This is a genomic window from Chromobacterium vaccinii, assembly GCF_001855275.1.
In the GTDB taxonomy this organism is placed as follows: Bacteria; Pseudomonadota; Gammaproteobacteria; order Burkholderiales; family Chromobacteriaceae; genus Chromobacterium; species Chromobacterium vaccinii.
Window position 1 is genome coordinate 1596576 of the sequence record NZ_CP017707.1, and the last position, 15359, is coordinate 1611934.

The window sequence follows — 15359 nt, forward strand, 5'->3', positions numbered from 1 at the left end:
GTGGGTGGGGCCGGCGCCGCCGGCCATGACTTCATGCTAACGCCCGTGCGCCCGGTTTCATTTGATCTGTCTCAGGCATTGCCGTATCCCTAAATCTGCGCTCCTTGTCATCCTTTCGGCATTTGCCGCGTTAAACCCGACAGCAAGCATGGTTAAAATCAGGACAAGCCCGACATGCCCGACCCCCGTCTCCCGACACCACCCCTCCCCTCCGCCCTGGCCGCGCTGCGGCAGCGGCTGGACTACACGCTGGAACTGCTGGGCATGCGCGGCAAGGGCTTGGCGCTGCTCGCCGGCATCGTCGCCATCCTCTGGCTGGCCTCCGGCGTCTACCGCGTGGAGCCCGACGAACAAGGCGTGGTTCAGCGCTTCGGCCGCTGGACCGACACCACCTCGGCCGGCCTGCACTACCACCTGCCCTGGCCAGTGGAAACCATCCAGCTGCCCAAAGTCACTCAGATCAAGCAGCTGAAGCTGGCCAACCTGTACGAAAGCGGCCCGCCCGACGCCGCCGACCCGCGCGAGAAGCAGATGCTGACCGGCGACGAGAACATCGTCGAGGCCGACTGCGCGGTGTTCTGGCGCATCAAGGACGCCGGCCAGTTCCTGTTCCGAGCCAACAAGCCGGAAGAGGCGCTGCGCATCACCGCCGAAGGCGCGCTGCGCGAGGTGATCTCGCGCACGCCCATCCAGGCCGTCATGTCCAACCGCCGCCAGCAGGTGGCCGAAGAGGCCCGCGGCCTGATCCAGCAGCGGCTGGACGCCCAGCAGGCCGGCATCCTGATCACCCAGGTGCAGCTGCAGCGGGTGGACCCGCCGGCGGCGGTGATCGACGCCTTCAACGACGTGCAGCGCGCCCGCGCCGACCAGGAGCGCGCGCGCAACGAAGCACAGGCCTACAGCAACGACATCCTGCCCAAGGCGCGCGGCGAGGCCGAGCGCATCCGCCAGGAGGCCGAAGCCTATCGCAGCCAAGTGGTCAACCTGGCCCAGGGCGAGGCCAAGCGCTTCGACTCGGTGTACCAGACCTACGCCCAGGCCAAGGACGTCACCGCGTGGCGGCTATACCTGGAAAGCATGGACGACATGCTGAAGAAGGCCAGCAAGGTGGTGATAGACGGCTCAGGCAAGAGCGGCGCCGGCGTGCTGCCGTTGCTGCAGCTGCAAGACAAGCCCAAGGCCGGCAAGGAGAACCGCTGATGGACAAGCAATGGCGCGGAATCGGCTGGGCGGCGGGCCTGGCGGCCGTCTGGCTGGCGCTGTCGGCCCAATACACGCTGAACGAGGGACAGAAGGCGCTGGTGGTGCGCCTGGGCGCGCCGGTCAACGTGGACGGCGAGCCGGGGCTGAAATTCAAGCTGCCGCTGATTGATAGCGTGCAGTATTACGATACCCGCCTGCAGATGCTGGCTCCGCCGCCGGAGCAGATCATTCTGGGCGACGAGAAGCGGCTGGAAGTGGAAACCTATACCCGCTATCGCATCGCCGACACCCTGCGCTTCTACCAGGCGCTGCGCACCGAGGAGCAAGCCCGCGCGCAGCTGACGCAACTGGTCAGCACCTCGCTGCGGCGCGAGCTGGGCAAGGCGCCGCTGACCGACCTGCTGTCGCCGCGCCGCCGCAGCATTGTCGAACGCATCCAGCAGGAAGTGGCGGAACGCGCCCGGCCGATGGGGCTGGAAGTGACAGAAGTGCAACTGCACCGCGCCGACCTGCCCCTGGAAACCAGCCAGGCCATATACGACCGCATGAAATCGGCCCGCCAGCAGGAGGCGAAGGAATTGCGCGCCCAGGGCGTGGAATGGGCGCAGCAGATCCAGGCCAAGGCTGACCGCGACCGCACCGTGATCCTGTCCGAAGCGCAGCGGCAAAGCGCCATCATCCACGGCGAGGCCGACGCCGACGCCGGCCGCACCCTGGCCCAGGCCTTCAGCAAGGACCCGAAGTTCTACAAGTTCTACCGCTCGCTGCAGACCTATCGCCAGTCGCTGGCCGACTCCGCGCCGACGCTGGTGCTGTCGCCCGACTCCGCGCTGCTGCATGACCTGAAAACCGGCCCCGCGGGCGGCAAGCCATGAACGGAGCCGACATGCCGCTGCAAGCCTCCACGCTGCGCCGGCTGCGCCATCTGCTGGCCGCGCTCGGCCCCGGCCTGGTGGTGATGCTGGCCGACACCGAAACCGGCAGCGTGATCGCCGCCGCCCAGAGCGGCGCGCACTGGGGCTACCGCATGCTGCCGCTGCTGTTCGTGCTGATTCCCTTCCTGTATCTGGCGCAGGAGCTGACGATACGGCTGGCGCTGGGCACCGGCAAAAGTTATGGCGAGCTGGTCCGCCGCCGCTGGGGCCGCCGCGCCGAGCTGGCCTCCGCCGCCGTGCTGCTGCTGAGCTGCCTTGGCGCGCTGGCGACCCAGCTGGCGGGTCTGGCCGGCATCGGCCAGCTGTTCGGCATCCCGGCCTGGCAGACGATAAGCCTGCTGTGCGCGCTGATCCTGGCCATGGTGTGCAGCGGCAGCTACCGCTCGGTGGAGCGCATCGCCATCTGCCTAGGCGTGTTCGAACTGGCCTTTCTGGCCGAAGCCTGGCTGGCCCACCCCGATCCGGGCCAGATGGCGGCGCAGCTGTCCAGCCTGCCGCTGGGCAACCACGACTTCCTGCTGCTGGCCGCCGCCAACATCGGCACCTGCGTGATGCCGTGGACGCTCAGCTACCAGCAGTCGGCGCTGCTGGACAAGGGACTGACGCTGGACGACCTGAAGCCGGCGCGGATGGACACGCTGCTGGGGGCCATTCTGTGCCAGATCATCACCGCCGGCATCCTGATCGCCGCCGCCGCGGCCTTCGGCAACGGCGCGGGCGGCCAGAGCCTGGACAGCATCCCCGAGATCGCAGGCGGCTTCACCCGCCTGCTCGGCCCCACCGGCGGCCGCCTGCTGTTCGCGCTGGCGCTGGGCGGCGGCGCGCTGGTCGCCGCCATCGTGGTCTGTCTCACCAGCGCCTGGACGCTGGGCGAGCTGGCCGGACGCCGCGACTCGCTGGAAAAACATCCGCTGGACGCGCCCTGGTTCTACGGCGGCTTCGCCGCGATGCTGGCCGGCGCCGGCGCGCTGGTGGCCTCCGGCGTCAACCTGGTCAAGCTGTCCATCGTCACCTCGGTGGCCAACGCGCTGCTGCTGCCCGTCATGCTGGCCGGGCTGTACTGGCTGGCCTGCCGCGAGCTGCCCGCGCCGCTGGCGCCCAGCCGCCGCTACCGGATGGCGCTGGCGCCGCTATTGCTGCTGCTCGCCGGCTTCAGCCTCTACGCCGGCATCGTCGGCAGCCTGGGCTGAGGCCCGCCCCTCAAGGAATACGGTATGGAACCCGACAGCCTCACCCACTCGCTGAGCATGACCTTCCAGGTCTCCTTCCTGGACCTGATCCTCAGCGGCGACAACGCGCTGGTGATCGCGTTGGCCTGCCGCTCGCTGCCCGAGGCGCTGCGCCGCCGCGCCGTGCTGTGGGGCACCGGCTTCGCCATCGTCCTGCGCCTGCTGCTGGCGGCCGCCACCGGCGCGCTGCTGCGGGTGCCGATGCTGAAGCTGATCGGCGCCGTCATCCTGCTGGCCATCGCCATCCAGCTGCTGCTGGGCGGAGACGAAGACGGCGGCGAGGCCCTGGCGGAACAAGCCGGCCACAGCCAGCAGTTATGGAACGCGGTGATGCTGGTGGTGGGGGCCGACCTGGCGCTGAGCCTGGACAATGTGGTGGCGCTGGCCGCCGCGGCCCAGGGCAACGTGCTATTTCTGTTGCTGGGCCTGGTGCTCAGCGTGCCCTTGCTGATGTACGGCAGCCTGCTGCTCTCCAAGCTGATGGACGACTACCCGCTGCTGATCCCGGCCGGCGCCGCCGTGCTCGGCTGGCTGGCCGGCGGTCTGGCCGCCAGCGACGCGCTGTGGGGCGACTGGGTGGCCAGCCAGGCGCCGGCGCTGCTGGTCGTGGCGCCGCTTATGGGCGCCGGCTTCGTGCTGCTGCAAAGCCGCATCGTCCGCGAACAGCGGGCCAAACTGCCCGCCGCGCCGCCTCCCCTGCCGCTGTTCGCTCCCCTGGCCCGCAAGCTGGCCAGCCTGGGCGATGCCGGAACCCTTGCCGGCCTCCCCGCAACCATCTCGGCCCAGACGCCCGCCGAGACGCAGGTAGCCCATCCTGACTCCACACCGGCCGTGACCGCCATCACTGCGGAAACGCTTCCGCCCTCGATGCCGGTCCCGGCCGAGCCGCCGCCAAGCGGCGAGCGGAACGACGCCCGCCTCAGTCCCGCGCTCAAGCTGCTGGTCGGCCTCGCCGCAGTGCTAGGCGCGCTGGTGCTGCTGTGGCTGGCCTGGCATCTGCTCAGCCAGGGCCTGCTGCCCGCGCCTCACCATCGCGCGCCATCGCCCCATCCCTGACATCTGGTATGTATCTGGTATGCAACACTTTCAGGACAGACCCACTGACCTGATGACCAGCCGGCCTTGAAACCAAGGCCGGCGCCAACACGCCCGGCCTCCCTCTCTCCCCATCCCCAGCCAGAACCTCAAGGCTTGCAGAATCTCGCCCCACAGGCCTTTACCCATCCCACTCAAAGACAATGTCATTTAGTGCTTTTCCTCTAATAACCGAGATTGATTAATAAAGCCAATTCAATCTGAAAGTTATTAATTACAAGATCGACCTGTAAAAAAGTACAGGGTCATTTTTCATCCTAGTCGCTACATTCCAATTTGCAATACCACTTCAATACAACTCAAAGCGCTTGTTTCGCACCCAATCACAATAGGGAGATACCGAGTGAGCAAGACCCTGATGCTTGTGAAAAGCGGCCTGGCGGCCGGCGCCATAGGCGGCGTCGCGCTGGTGGCCGGCACCGTGCCATCCGGCGCCCCGTTCCCCGCGGCGCATTCCTCCTATCTGCTCAAGACCGCAGACAGCAGTTGCGCCGACCCTGCCTGGAACGCCACGACCGTCTACACCGGCGGCCAGCGCGTCAGCTACCAGAACCAGACCTGGCAAGCCAAGTGGTGGACCCAGGGCAATACGCCGTCAGCCGGCGACGCCAGCCCCTGGCAGCTGATCGGCCAGTGCGGCGGCGGCAATCCGCCGCCGGTCGATCCGCCGCTGGTGCAGGTGCCCGCTCCCACCGGCAACGCGCTGTGCCGGCCCGAGGCGCTGGCGCAGACCCAGGGCGTGGACGTTCCCTACTGCGCGGTTTACAAGCAAGGCGGCTCGGAACAGCTGGCCAACGGCAGCCGCCGCCGCATCATCGGCTACTTCACCAGCTGGCGCACCGGCAAGGACGGCAGCCCGGCCTATCTGGCCAGCGACATCCCCTGGAACAAGCTCACCCACATCAACTACGCCTTCGCCCATGTCGACGGCGACAACAAGCTGTCGGTCAATGACGCCGCGCCGGGCAACCCGGCCACCGACATGACCTGGCCGGGCGTGGCCGGCGCCGAGATGGACGCCAGCCTGCCGTACAAGGGCCACTTCAACCTGCTGACCCAGTACAAGCGCAAGTATCCTGGCGTGAAGACGCTGATTTCGGTGGGCGGCTGGGCCGAAACCGGCGGCTACTTCGACGCCAGCGGCAAGCGCGTGGCCAGCGGCGGCTTCTACAGCATGACCGTCAACGCCGACGGCACCGTCAACCAGGCCGGCATCAACGCCTTCTCCGACTCCGCGGTCGCCTTCCTGCGCAAGTACGGCTTCGACGGCGTCGACATCGATTTCGAATACCCGACCTCGATGAACAACGCCGGCAATCCGCTGGACTGGAGCTTCTCCAACGCCCGCCTGGGCTCGCTGACCAAGGGCTACGTGGCGCTGCTGCAGACGCTGCGCGACCGGCTGGACCGCGCCGCCGCCCAGGACGGCCGCTACTACCAGATCACCGCCGCGGTGCCGGCTTCCGGCTACCTGCTGCGCGGCATGGAGACCTTCCAGGGCTTGAAGTATCTGGACTTCGTCAACGTGATGTCGTATGACCTGCACGGCGCGTGGAACCGCTTCGTCGGCCCCAACGCCGCGCTGTACGATGACGGCAAGGATGCCGAACTGGCGTTCTGGAACGTGTACAGCACGCCGCAGTACGGCAATATCGGCTACCTGAACACCGACTGGGCCTACCACTACTACCGCGGCGGCCTGCCGGCCTCGCGCGTCAATATGGGCGTGCCCTACTACACCCGCGGCTGGAAAAACGTCACCGGCGGCAGCAACGGCCTGTGGGGCAGCTCGGTGGACAGCAACTGCCCGACCGGCCTGACCGAATGCGGCGACGGCGCGGTGGGCATCGACAACATCTGGCACGACCTGGACGACAGCGGCAAGGAGATCCCGGGCGGCTCCAACCCGATGTGGCACGCCAAGAACCTGGAGAAAGGCCTGGCCGGCAGCTACCTCGCCTCCTACGGCATCGACACCACGCTGCCGATCAACCAGCTCTCCGGCAGCTACCAGCGCAGCTACAACAGCGCGCTGGCCGCGCCGTGGCTGTGGAACGCCGGCAAGAAGGTGTTCCTGTCCACCGAGGACGAGCAGTCGATCGCGCAGAAGGCCGCCTGGATAGACGCCAACAACGTCGGCGGCGTGATGTTCTGGGAACTGGCCGGCGACTATGACTGGAAAGCCCAGCGCAACAACGGCCAGGGCGAGTACTTCATCGGCACCACGCTGACCTCGCTGCTGTACAACACCTTCAGCCAGCCGCCCAAGGTCAGCGCCCGCCGCGCCGACGCCGCGCCGGCGCCGACCGCGGCGATAGACGTGGGCTTCAGCCTGGGCGGCTTCAAGCTGGGCGATCAGAACTATCCGATCAACCCCAAGCTGACCATCGTCAACCGCTCGCAAACCACGCTGCCCGGCGGCACCGAGTTCCAGTTCGACGTGCCGACCTCGGCGCCGGCCAATATCGCCGACCAGTCCGGCTTCGGGCTCAAGGTGATCAGCGCCGGCCACAGCGGCAGCAACGTCGGCGGCCTGAAGGGCGACTTCAACCGCGTGTCGGTGAAGCTGCCCAGCTGGCAGAGCCTGGGCGCCGGGCAAAGCGTGACGCTGGACGTGGTGTATTACCTGCCGATCTCGGGCCCCAGCCACTACACGGTGGGCCTGAACGGCAAAACCTACGCCATCCGCGACGAAGCGCCCTACCTGCCTTATCTGCGCTGATCGCCCTGGGTCCGCGTCCGCGCGGACCCGACCCAATCCCTTGTTCCTCCGCTTGCGGCCGGCTCATCCCGGCCGTCTTTTTTTTCGTCGTCCCATTGCATCACCTCATTCAGGCGGCTCAAGGCCTCTTGAGGATCAATGCCGAACAACGGGCGCTGTCCGCTCAGATAATCATGTAAAAAACGCGACAATGATTTGGGCTCCATTTTGGACTCCTCGTACTGGATGCCGCATTGTCGCGCTGATAACATGAACAAAAAATTGCTGACTTTTTCCTACAAATTTCCCCTTTATGAGCCATAACCGCCTGTTGCAACAATACAGCCGCCTGCGCCAGGGCTTCGCCGGCCAGGATGGCGAGGCCTCCCTGCAGCAGCTGGCCGACCTGCTGTGCTGCACCCGCCGCCACATGCGCAGTTTGTTGGTCCAGATGCAGGGGCTGGGCTGGCTGGAATGGGATGCCCGCTCCGGGCGCGGCAGCCGTTCCGGCCTGCGTTTCCTGCGCAGCGTAGGAGAGCTGCAGCGGCGGCAAGCCGAAGCGCTGCTGGAACAGGGTAAGGTGGAGCAGGCGGTGGCGCTGCTGGACGACGATCCCAGGCAACTGGCGCCGCTGCTGCTGTCCCGCCTGGGCCACCGCTGGAGCCAGGACCGCCAGGTGCTGGGCGTGCCTTATTACCGGCCCATGCCGAATCTGATGCCCGGCACGCCGCTCAGGCGCTCCGAGCGTCATCTGGTGTCCCAGATCTTCAACGGACTGACCCGGCTAAACGAGGAAAAAGGGGAAATAGAAGGCGATCTCGCCCATCACTGGGAACAGCATTCGGAGCGGGAGTGGCATTTCCACCTGCGGCCGCGGGTACGCTGGCACGATGGCCGCGAGCTGAGCCTGGACGACATCGCCGCCACCCTGGAACGCTTGCGCACCCAGCCCCTGTTTTCCCATCTAACGGGCATGCGCCGGCTATCGCCGCGCAGCATCGCCATCCAGTTGTCCGAGCCCGACCTACGGCTGCCCCGGCTCTTGGCCGACCCTGCCGCGCTGGCACTGCCGGCCGACCACGGCGCCCGCCCCGGCTTCGCCTCGCATCCCGTCGGCACCGGACCTTACCGGGTGGCGATCAACGATGCTCACCGGCTGTCGCTGCAAGCCTTCGACGACTACTTCGGCCACCGCGCGCTGCTGGACCAGGTGGACATCTGGATGGTGCCCAAGCTGGGAGACCAACTGGAGCTGGACGTTCAGGGCATCTGCGATCTGACCGTGGAAATCAATCCGCGGCCGGCGCAGGAGCAAACCGAAATGTCGCTGGAAACCGGCGTCTATTTCCTGCTGTGCGACGGCCGCTCGCCCCTGATGCGGGACGACGCCGTCCGGCGATGGCTGGCCCAGGCGCTGACGCCGCTGGCCATCATGCAGCAAACCCCGCCCGCCGCCCGCCAGTTCTGGGTGGCCGCGGCCGGCCTGCTGCCGCGCTGGCACCACAGCCGGCCGGAGACGCCCTCGCCGGCGCCGCGCCTCCCGGCGCTGCGGCTGGCCTATTACGAGCAGCACCCCGAATACCGGCAGATCGCCGCCGCCATCGCCGAATGCCTGGCGCCGCACGGCATCGCCGTCCAGTGCCGGACATGCAGTTATCAGGATTGGGAGTTCGGCCGGGAAAAAGCCGATCTATGGCTGGGCACGGTCAACTTCAGCTGCGACATAGACTACGCGGTGCCGGCCTGGCTGCTGGGCACGCCGCTGCTGCGCCATTGCCTGGAACCGGCGCTGCCGCTGGAACAATGGCTGCGCGGCTGGCGCCGCGGCGAGGAGCAGGCGCACAGCCTGGCCGCCCAGACCGTGAGGCGGCACTGGATGCTGCCGCTGTTCCACAATTGGCTGCGCTTGAAGGGGCCGGGCCAGATCGAAGACTTCCGCCTCAACAGCATGGGCTGGTTCGACTTCAAATCGGTCTGGCTGCGCCCCGGAGAAGTCTAGGCCGCGCAAAAGACGGCCGGCTCAGTTGTACGGCAGCTCGTACACGTGCAGCGTCTGCAGGGCCAGCGGATTGACCGACTCCACCTTGCCGCTGCTGTAATCGACGATCAGCGGATGCTTGGCCGGATCGCAGGTGGTCGCGACGCCGCCCGCCCTGTCGCCCCCCGAGATGTTCACCGAAGTCGGCCCGATGCCGGCCGGCTTGCGGCCCAGGTTGTTCAGCTCCAGCGCATTGGCCAGATCGCCGGACAGAAACAGCGAGCGCACGCCCTTAGGATGGTTGCGCACGCACAAGAAGGACTGGAAATAACGAACCTTGCGGTTGTTGATCAGGTAGAAATCCTTGTCATAGATGGCTTCGTTGACCACGTAGGCCATGTCCTGCACCGCGCCCTCGGCTCCAGCGGCGTTGACTATGAACCGGCTGCCGGACTTCAGGCAGCCCAGACGCTGGTCCAGCCACATGTCCTCCATTTCCGACGCCGCGCACTTGAGCGGCCCCTGATACGGTCTCACCGCCTCCGCGGCGAACGCCGGCATGCCCAGACAGGCCGCCAATGGCAGCCACGACAGTATTTGTAATATCTTGTGCATTTGCCCACCACCCAAACCGAATACATGCGCCGCCGGTCCGCGTCGTTCGCAACGCGCCACCGGCCCCATATACCCCGCCCGGCCCACCCTCTTTATGTTCCCCGGAAACAGGCGACCGCCTCTTCCCGTCATTCGCCTTCACGCAAACGGCCTCCCCAGGACGTTCGCCATGCCAAAAACCATCAAGAAACCTTTTAGCATATTCCTGGGGCAAGTTTATGTCACCAAGAATTTACAAATCAGCCGCCCTGCATGCGTCGCCCGGCTTTGCCGGACACACCCCCGCCAAAGCCAGGGGGCGAGCGACAAGGCCAACCGATAGCAACATATTGAAGCCGAAACGGCGCGCGCGCCTCGGCCCCCCGCCGGCTTCGCGGCAAACGGCCTCATCCGATCCCCATCTCCCGCAAGCCTCCTCGGCGACTTTGCCTATAGTGAAATCCGATGCCCACATTCAAGGCATTCGGATCCCACCATCCCCAAAAGGGAGAAGCGCATGCTGTCCAGGCTATCGATCGCCAGCAAGCTGCTATTGCTGCTGCTGCCTTTTTCCCTGGCCTTGGTAGGCCTCGCCGGCATCCTGTCGCTGGACCGCCTGCAAACCCTGAACGAGTTGCAGCGTTCGGACCGGCTGATCGCCATCGCCGGCGACTCCAGCCAGCTGATACACGACCTCCAGACCGAGCGCGGCCTCAGCAACGGCTTCCTCAGCGGGCAGGCCGCCGCGCTGCCTCCGCCATTGCAGGCGGCTCGCGCCAACGGCGACAAGTCGCTGGCCGGCTTCGCCTCCGCCAGCGGCGAGCTGGGCGACAGCCGGCTGAAAGAGACGCTGGGCGCGCTGAACAGCCAACTGCAAGGCTTGGCACAGTTGCGCGCGGATGTCGAAAAGCGCGGCATCGCCGCCCCGGACGCCTTCGCGGCCTATTCCAAGGACATCGACGGCTTGATCGGACTGATCGCCCGGCTGGCGCAAGCCAACAATGACGGCGACCTGCTGCGCAGCACCATGGCCCTGCTCAATCTGCAATGCGAGAAGGAGTTCGCGGGACGGGAGCGCGGCTATGTCAACGGCCTGCTGCAGACCGGCGTGCTCAACCAGCAAAGCCACGCGCAGGCCGCCAGCCTGATCGCCAAGCAAGACGCCTGCGCCAGCCAGTTCAAGCTGATCGCCGACGATGCCCTCCGCAGCCAGAAGGAGGCGCTGGACGGCGGCGACGAAACCCGCGCCGTGCAGGCGCTGCGCGCCAAAGTGATGAGCCAGCCCCTGGGCCAGCCGGTGGGCGTGGCGCCGGCCGCGTGGTTCCAGGCCACCACCAGGCGCATCGACGCGCTGAAGGGCGGACAAGACCAGCTGCTGCGGCAGATGGCGCAGATGGTGGCCGTCAAGGTGGCGCAGGCGCGCTCGGACCTGGCGCTGACGCTGGGCGGGTCCGCGCTGGTCATCCTGCTGCTGGGCGGCCTGGGTTTCGCCATCTACCGCGGCATCCACATGCCGGTGCAGCGGCTGGAAGTGCTGATGACGTCGATGAGCCAGGATTTCGACCTGCGCCCGCGGGCGACGATCCGCGGCCATGACGAAATCGCCCGCATGGGGCAGGCATTCGACCACCTGGTGGACGCTTTCGCGCACACGCTGAACGAAGTCAACCGCAACGCCCATACCCTGGTGGACGCCGCCAACAGCATGCTGGACATCGCGGAGCGGGCGGCCAAGGCCTCGGAGACGCAAAGCCAGTCGGCGACCGAAATCGCCGCCGCCGTCGAGCAGATGTCCGCCGGCATCGAGTCGGTCACCAACAACACCCAGCAATCGCTGACCCTGGCCCAGCAGATGCAGCGCAGCGTCCACGACGGCCGCGAACGCATGGGCGACACCACCTCGGCCATGCACCAGACCTCGTCGGTGCTCGGCGACGCCGGCAACCGCATCGAATCGCTGCAGCGAAAGTCCGAAGACATCCGCTCCATCATCACCGCCATCCGCGAGATCGCGGACCAGACCAATCTGCTGGCGTTGAACGCCGCCATCGAGGCGGCGCGCGCCGGCGAGATGGGCCGCGGCTTCGCGGTAGTGGCGGACGAGGTGAGGAAACTGGCCGAGCGCACCGGCAAGGAAACCCTGGACATCACCGCGCTGATCGAAGACATCCGCGGCGAAACGCAGACCGCCGCCCATCACATGCAGGAGGCGCAGGACAGGATGGAGTCCGGACTGCAGCTGGTCAGCCGCACCGTCGACGACCTGGAGCAAATACATGCCGAAGCCGGCCACGCCGCCAACAAGAGCCAGGACACCGCCACCGCGATGGCCGAACAGACCTCGGCCAGCAACGAGGTGGCCACCAATATCAGCGTGATCGCCTCGCTGGCCGAGGACAACGCCTCGCTGGTGCAGGAAGTGGCCAAGCTGTCAGACCGGCTGAACGCCTCCGCCGGAGAACTGGTCCGGCTAGTGGACCGCTTCAAGCATCTCGCGGAATGACTCAGCCATGCCCTATCGTTTGAAATTAGTCCATCGGCTGGTGCTGCTCACCGCGCCGCTGGCCATGCTGCTGCTGGCGGGCGGCGCCGCCTACACCATGGATCGGCGGCATGCCGCGGACCAGTTGCAACAGGACGTGAAGCTGGCCGACAACGCGGCGCTGATCGGGGAGTTGATACACGCGCTGCAAAGCGAGCGCGGCCTCAGCAACGGTTATCTTAACGCCTCCGCGCCGATGCCGGACGCGCTGCGCCAGCGCCGCGCGGAAGCCTCCGCGTTGCTGGACAGGTTGCGCCGGCAGCCGGGCGATGGCCTGAAGCCCCGGCTGCGCGCCTTCATCGACGATAGCGTGCCCGCCGCGGACCGGCTTGAGCGCCTGCGCTCGAGCGTCAATATCCACCGCATCGCGCCGCTGGAGATGTTCGCCGCTTATTCGGCGATGATAGAGCAGCTGTCGGGCGTGGTCGCGCTGTTCGACGCGCAAAGCGAGGACATCCGGGCCAGCGTGCAGCAATGGTCGGCGCTGCAGTGCCAAAGCGAATACACCGGCCGGACCCGGGGCCTGGTCAACGGCGTGCTGTCCTCGGGCCGGATGACGGTGGCCGACGTCCGCCGGGTCAGCGGGGTGGTATCGCAGGAGGCCTTGTGCGAACAGCTGTATCTGCAGCATGGCGGCAATCCCTCCACCCTGGCCCAGGCCTTGCAATCCACCCGCGACTTCGAAGCCATGCGCGACGCGCTGCTGGAGCGCGAGCCCGGCGCGGTGGAGCAGCGGCTTTCCCCTGCCGCCTGGTTCCAGGCCGCCAGCGCGCGGCTCGACGCCTTGTATGGCTTGCAGCGGCGACTGCTGGACGACATCCGCCAGCGCGCGTCCGATCAGGCCGAACACGCCCGCCGCCAGGGCTGGCTGGCGTTGGCCGGCTTGCTGGCCTTGCTGCTGCCGATAGGCGCGTCCATCCTGCTGGCCCGCGACGTCATCCGCACGCTGGGCGCGGAACCGGACGACGTCGCGCAGGGCATGCGCGAACTGGCCGACGGCAGGCTGGCCTTCACCCTGCCGCTGGCCAAACACGATACCCGCAGTCTCGCCGCCCACATCCGCAAGATGGGCGAGAAGCTGTCCGCCGTGATTTTGCAAGTGCAGACCGACGCCGACGCGGTGGCCAACGCCTCGCTGCAGCTGAACACCGCCTCGCAAAGCCTGTCCGCCAGCGCCTGCGGCACCTCGGCCAGCATCGAGCAGACCTGCGAGACGGTGAACGACATCAGCCGCCAGATGTTCGACATGGCCGACCAGGCCAGCCATACCGGCGAGATCGCCAACGAAGCCGCCAACCAGGCCGACGCCGGCAACCGCGTGGTCGGCGAGGCGATACAGGCGATGCGCCGCATCGCCCAGCGCACCGACATCATCGACGACATCGCCTACCAGACCAATCTGCTGGCGCTCAACGCCGCCATCGAGGCCGCGCGCGCCGGCGAGGTGGGCAAAGGCTTCGCCGTGGTGGCCGACGAAGTGCGCAAGCTGGCGATACGCAGCCAGGATGCCGCCAAGGAAATCGGCCAGGTGGCCGCCCGCAGCGTGCAACTGGCGGAAAGCGCCGGCGCCAGCCTGGACGCCATCGTCGCCTCCAGCCGCGAAACCCGGGAGTTGGTGGAAGGCATCTCCCGGGACGCGTCAGCCCAGGCCCGCCAGGTCGGCAACATCACCTCGGTGATGCAAGGCCTGAGCCATCTGTCCCAGGACAACGCCGCCACCAGCGAAGAGCTGTCGGCTGCCGCGCACGAGACGGCACAGCGCGCCGACAGCCTGCGCCGGCAAATGGAGTATTTCCAGCAGCCGACACGGAACTGAACCCCGAACGGCATCTAACGATATGCCAGCCCCCTCACCGCGATGAAGCCGCCCCCGACCGACCACTCGATGAAACGCCGAACGCGCCCCGCCGCCCCGAGCCGCCGGCGGCTGGCTGCCTTGCTATGCGCGGCATGGACGACGACGACGATGGCGGCGGGAGAGCCTGCGCTCATCCGCTATCCGGCCTTTCCACAGGGATCCGAGACCCGCTTCCAACCCTACCTCGACTTGCTGCGCGAAGCCATCGAACACTCCAACGCCAAATACGGCCCCGCCGCGCTCCAGCCCTCCTCCCGGATCATGAACGAGTCCCGCTACCTGCAGGAGTTGCAGCAGGGCAATCTCGACGTGGTCTGGAGCTCCACCACCGAAGAGCGCGAGCGGCAGATGCTGGCCGTGCGCATCCCGCTGGACAAGGGCTTGCTCGGCTATCGGATCGCGCTGATCCCGGCCGACCGCCAGGCTGCCGTAGCCGGCGTGCGCGACCTGGCAGGCCTGCGCCGGCTGCGCGTCGGCCAGGGGCTGGGCTGGGGAGACATCCCGCTCTACCGCTACAACGGCATCAAGGTGACCGAAGCCGGCTACGAACTGCTGTTCTCCATGCTGGACAAGAAGCGCTTCGACCTGTTTCCGCGCGGCATCGGCGAGATCTTTTCCGAATTCGACAGCCGTTCGCCAAGCTACCCCGGCCTGGCCGTGGACAAGACCCTGCTGCTCTACTACCCGTGGCCGTATTACTTTTTCTTCAACCGAGAACGCGGAGCCGAACTGGCGAAGCGCGTGGAGGAAGGCATGCGCCGGATGCTGAAGGACGGCTCCTACGACAGATTTTTCCTGCAGCATTACGGCGCGGCGATACGGCGCGCCGAGCTGGACAACCGGACGCTGATCCAGCTGGAAAATCCGATGCTGCCGAAAGACACCCCCCTGGACGACGCCAGGCTGTGGTACCGGCCAGGCCGCTGACAACGAGGGTCGCGGCCCGGCCGCGGCCGCTTTGACTCCCCTCCCGCGCGGAGCCGCCCCGACCCCACGCGAACCCTTTCGCATCAATCACTTAGGAAAACAAAGCGCGCCGCCTTGGCGAAATCGAACCCGAATGGTGATTTTGCTGCGCCGCAAAATCTTGCCAATCCTGGCGAAACCCGCTAAATTCGTCGGCTCTAGAAGCGCGCGGGTGTAGCTCAATGGTAGAGCAGAAGCTTCCCAAGCTTACGACGAGGGTTCGATTCCCTTCACCCGCTCCACAGGCTTCCCGCACCT

Annotated in this window: 11 protein-coding genes and 1 tRNA gene; 10 read left to right on the forward strand and 2 right to left on the reverse strand. The window is 66.8% G+C overall.

The features are described 5' to 3' along the window. Positions 1–174: 174 nt before the first annotated feature. From hflK to BKX93_RS07315, 5 genes are all read left to right on the forward strand, one after another. Positions 175–1200 (forward strand): FtsH protease activity modulator HflK, encoded by a 1026-nt coding sequence (gene hflK / locus BKX93_RS07295; protein ID WP_070979371.1) that lies wholly within the window; start codon positions 175–177, stop codon positions 1198–1200. Continuing rightward, on the forward strand, positions 1200–2078 hold the full coding sequence (hflC, locus tag BKX93_RS07300; RefSeq protein WP_070979373.1) for a protease modulator HflC: 879 nt from the start codon (positions 1200–1202) through the stop codon (positions 2076–2078). Before hflK ends, hflC begins: the two co-directional genes overlap by 1 nt. Further along, positions 2075–3328, forward strand: coding sequence for an NRAMP family divalent metal transporter (locus BKX93_RS07305; RefSeq protein ID WP_046166271.1), 1254 nt, complete (start codon positions 2075–2077; stop codon positions 3326–3328). The genes hflC and BKX93_RS07305 overlap by 4 nt, the downstream gene beginning before the upstream one ends. Positions 3329–3352: 24 nt before the next feature. After that, positions 3353–4423 (forward strand): YjbE family putative metal transport protein, encoded by a 1071-nt coding sequence (locus BKX93_RS07310; RefSeq protein ID WP_070979375.1) that lies wholly within the window; start codon positions 3353–3355, stop codon positions 4421–4423. Positions 4424–4805: 382 nt separating this feature from the next. After that, entirely contained in the window at positions 4806–7184 is a 2379-nt protein-coding gene (locus BKX93_RS07315) for a glycosyl hydrolase family 18 protein (protein WP_070979377.1), read from the forward strand. Here BKX93_RS07315 and BKX93_RS07320 read toward each other — a convergent pair. Beyond that, entirely contained in the window at positions 7172–7390 is a 219-nt protein-coding gene (locus tag BKX93_RS07320; protein ID WP_145929288.1) for a hypothetical protein, read from the reverse strand. The genes BKX93_RS07315 and BKX93_RS07320 overlap by 13 nt on opposite strands. An 86-nt stretch (positions 7391–7476) precedes the next feature. On the opposite strand from BKX93_RS07320, the gene sgrR reads away from it, so the two are divergent. Further along, positions 7477–9162, forward strand: coding sequence for an HTH-type transcriptional regulator SgrR (gene sgrR / locus BKX93_RS07325; RefSeq protein ID WP_046155712.1), 1686 nt, complete (start codon positions 7477–7479; stop codon positions 9160–9162). A gap of 21 nt (positions 9163–9183) precedes the next feature. Here sgrR and BKX93_RS07330 read toward each other — a convergent pair whose 3' ends face one another. Then, on the reverse strand, positions 9184–9756 hold the full coding sequence (locus BKX93_RS07330) for a hypothetical protein (protein ID WP_070979380.1): 573 nt from the start codon (positions 9754–9756) through the stop codon (positions 9184–9186). Positions 9757–10252: 496 nt separating this feature from the next. Here BKX93_RS07330 and BKX93_RS07335 point away from each other — a divergent pair, with 496 nt between their 5' ends. The 4 genes from BKX93_RS07335 (at position 10253) to BKX93_RS07350 (ending at position 15343) form a co-directional block, all read left to right on the forward strand. Next, positions 10253–12238, forward strand: a complete 1986-nt coding sequence (locus tag BKX93_RS07335) for a methyl-accepting chemotaxis protein (protein WP_046155710.1) — start codon at positions 10253–10255, stop codon at positions 12236–12238. Positions 12239–12245: 7 nt separating this feature from the next. Further along, positions 12246–14093, forward strand: a complete 1848-nt coding sequence (locus BKX93_RS07340; RefSeq protein WP_070979382.1) for a methyl-accepting chemotaxis protein — start codon at positions 12246–12248, stop codon at positions 14091–14093. Between the two features lie 69 nt (positions 14094–14162). Beyond that, positions 14163–15062 carry an amino acid ABC transporter substrate-binding protein gene (locus BKX93_RS07345; protein WP_235429386.1) on the forward strand — a complete coding sequence of 300 codons (900 nt, stop codon included), beginning with the start codon at positions 14163–14165 and terminating at the stop codon, positions 15060–15062. Positions 15063–15269: 207 nt separating this feature from the next. Next, positions 15270–15343 (forward strand) — tRNA-Gly (locus tag BKX93_RS07350). Positions 15344–15359 lie beyond the last annotated feature (16 nt).

What these genes read in the sequence shown, in the direction of transcription:
- hflK (WP_070979371.1), top strand. Translation starts at nt 175, where the DNA reads ATGCCCGACCCCCGTCTCCCGACACCACCCCTCCCCTCCGCCCTGGCC.
- hflC (WP_070979373.1), top strand. Translation starts at nt 1,200, where the DNA reads ATGGACAAGCAATGGCGCGGAATCGGCTGGGCGGCGGGCCTGGCGGCC.
- BKX93_RS07305 (WP_046166271.1), top strand. Translation starts at nt 2,075, where the DNA reads ATGAACGGAGCCGACATGCCGCTGCAAGCCTCCACGCTGCGCCGGCTG.
- BKX93_RS07310 (WP_070979375.1), top strand. Translation starts at nt 3,353, where the DNA reads ATGGAACCCGACAGCCTCACCCACTCGCTGAGCATGACCTTCCAGGTC.
- BKX93_RS07320 (WP_145929288.1), bottom strand. Translation starts at nt 7,390, where the DNA reads ATGGAGCCCAAATCATTGTCGCGTTTTTTACATGATTATCTGAGCGGA.
- sgrR (WP_046155712.1), top strand. Translation starts at nt 7,477, where the DNA reads ATGAGCCATAACCGCCTGTTGCAACAATACAGCCGCCTGCGCCAGGGC.
- BKX93_RS07330 (WP_070979380.1), bottom strand. Translation starts at nt 9,756, where the DNA reads ATGCACAAGATATTACAAATACTGTCGTGGCTGCCATTGGCGGCCTGT.
- BKX93_RS07335 (WP_046155710.1), top strand. Translation starts at nt 10,253, where the DNA reads ATGCTGTCCAGGCTATCGATCGCCAGCAAGCTGCTATTGCTGCTGCTG.
- BKX93_RS07340 (WP_070979382.1), top strand. Translation starts at nt 12,246, where the DNA reads ATGCCCTATCGTTTGAAATTAGTCCATCGGCTGGTGCTGCTCACCGCG.
- BKX93_RS07345 (WP_235429386.1), top strand. Translation starts at nt 14,163, where the DNA reads ATGAAACGCCGAACGCGCCCCGCCGCCCCGAGCCGCCGGCGGCTGGCT.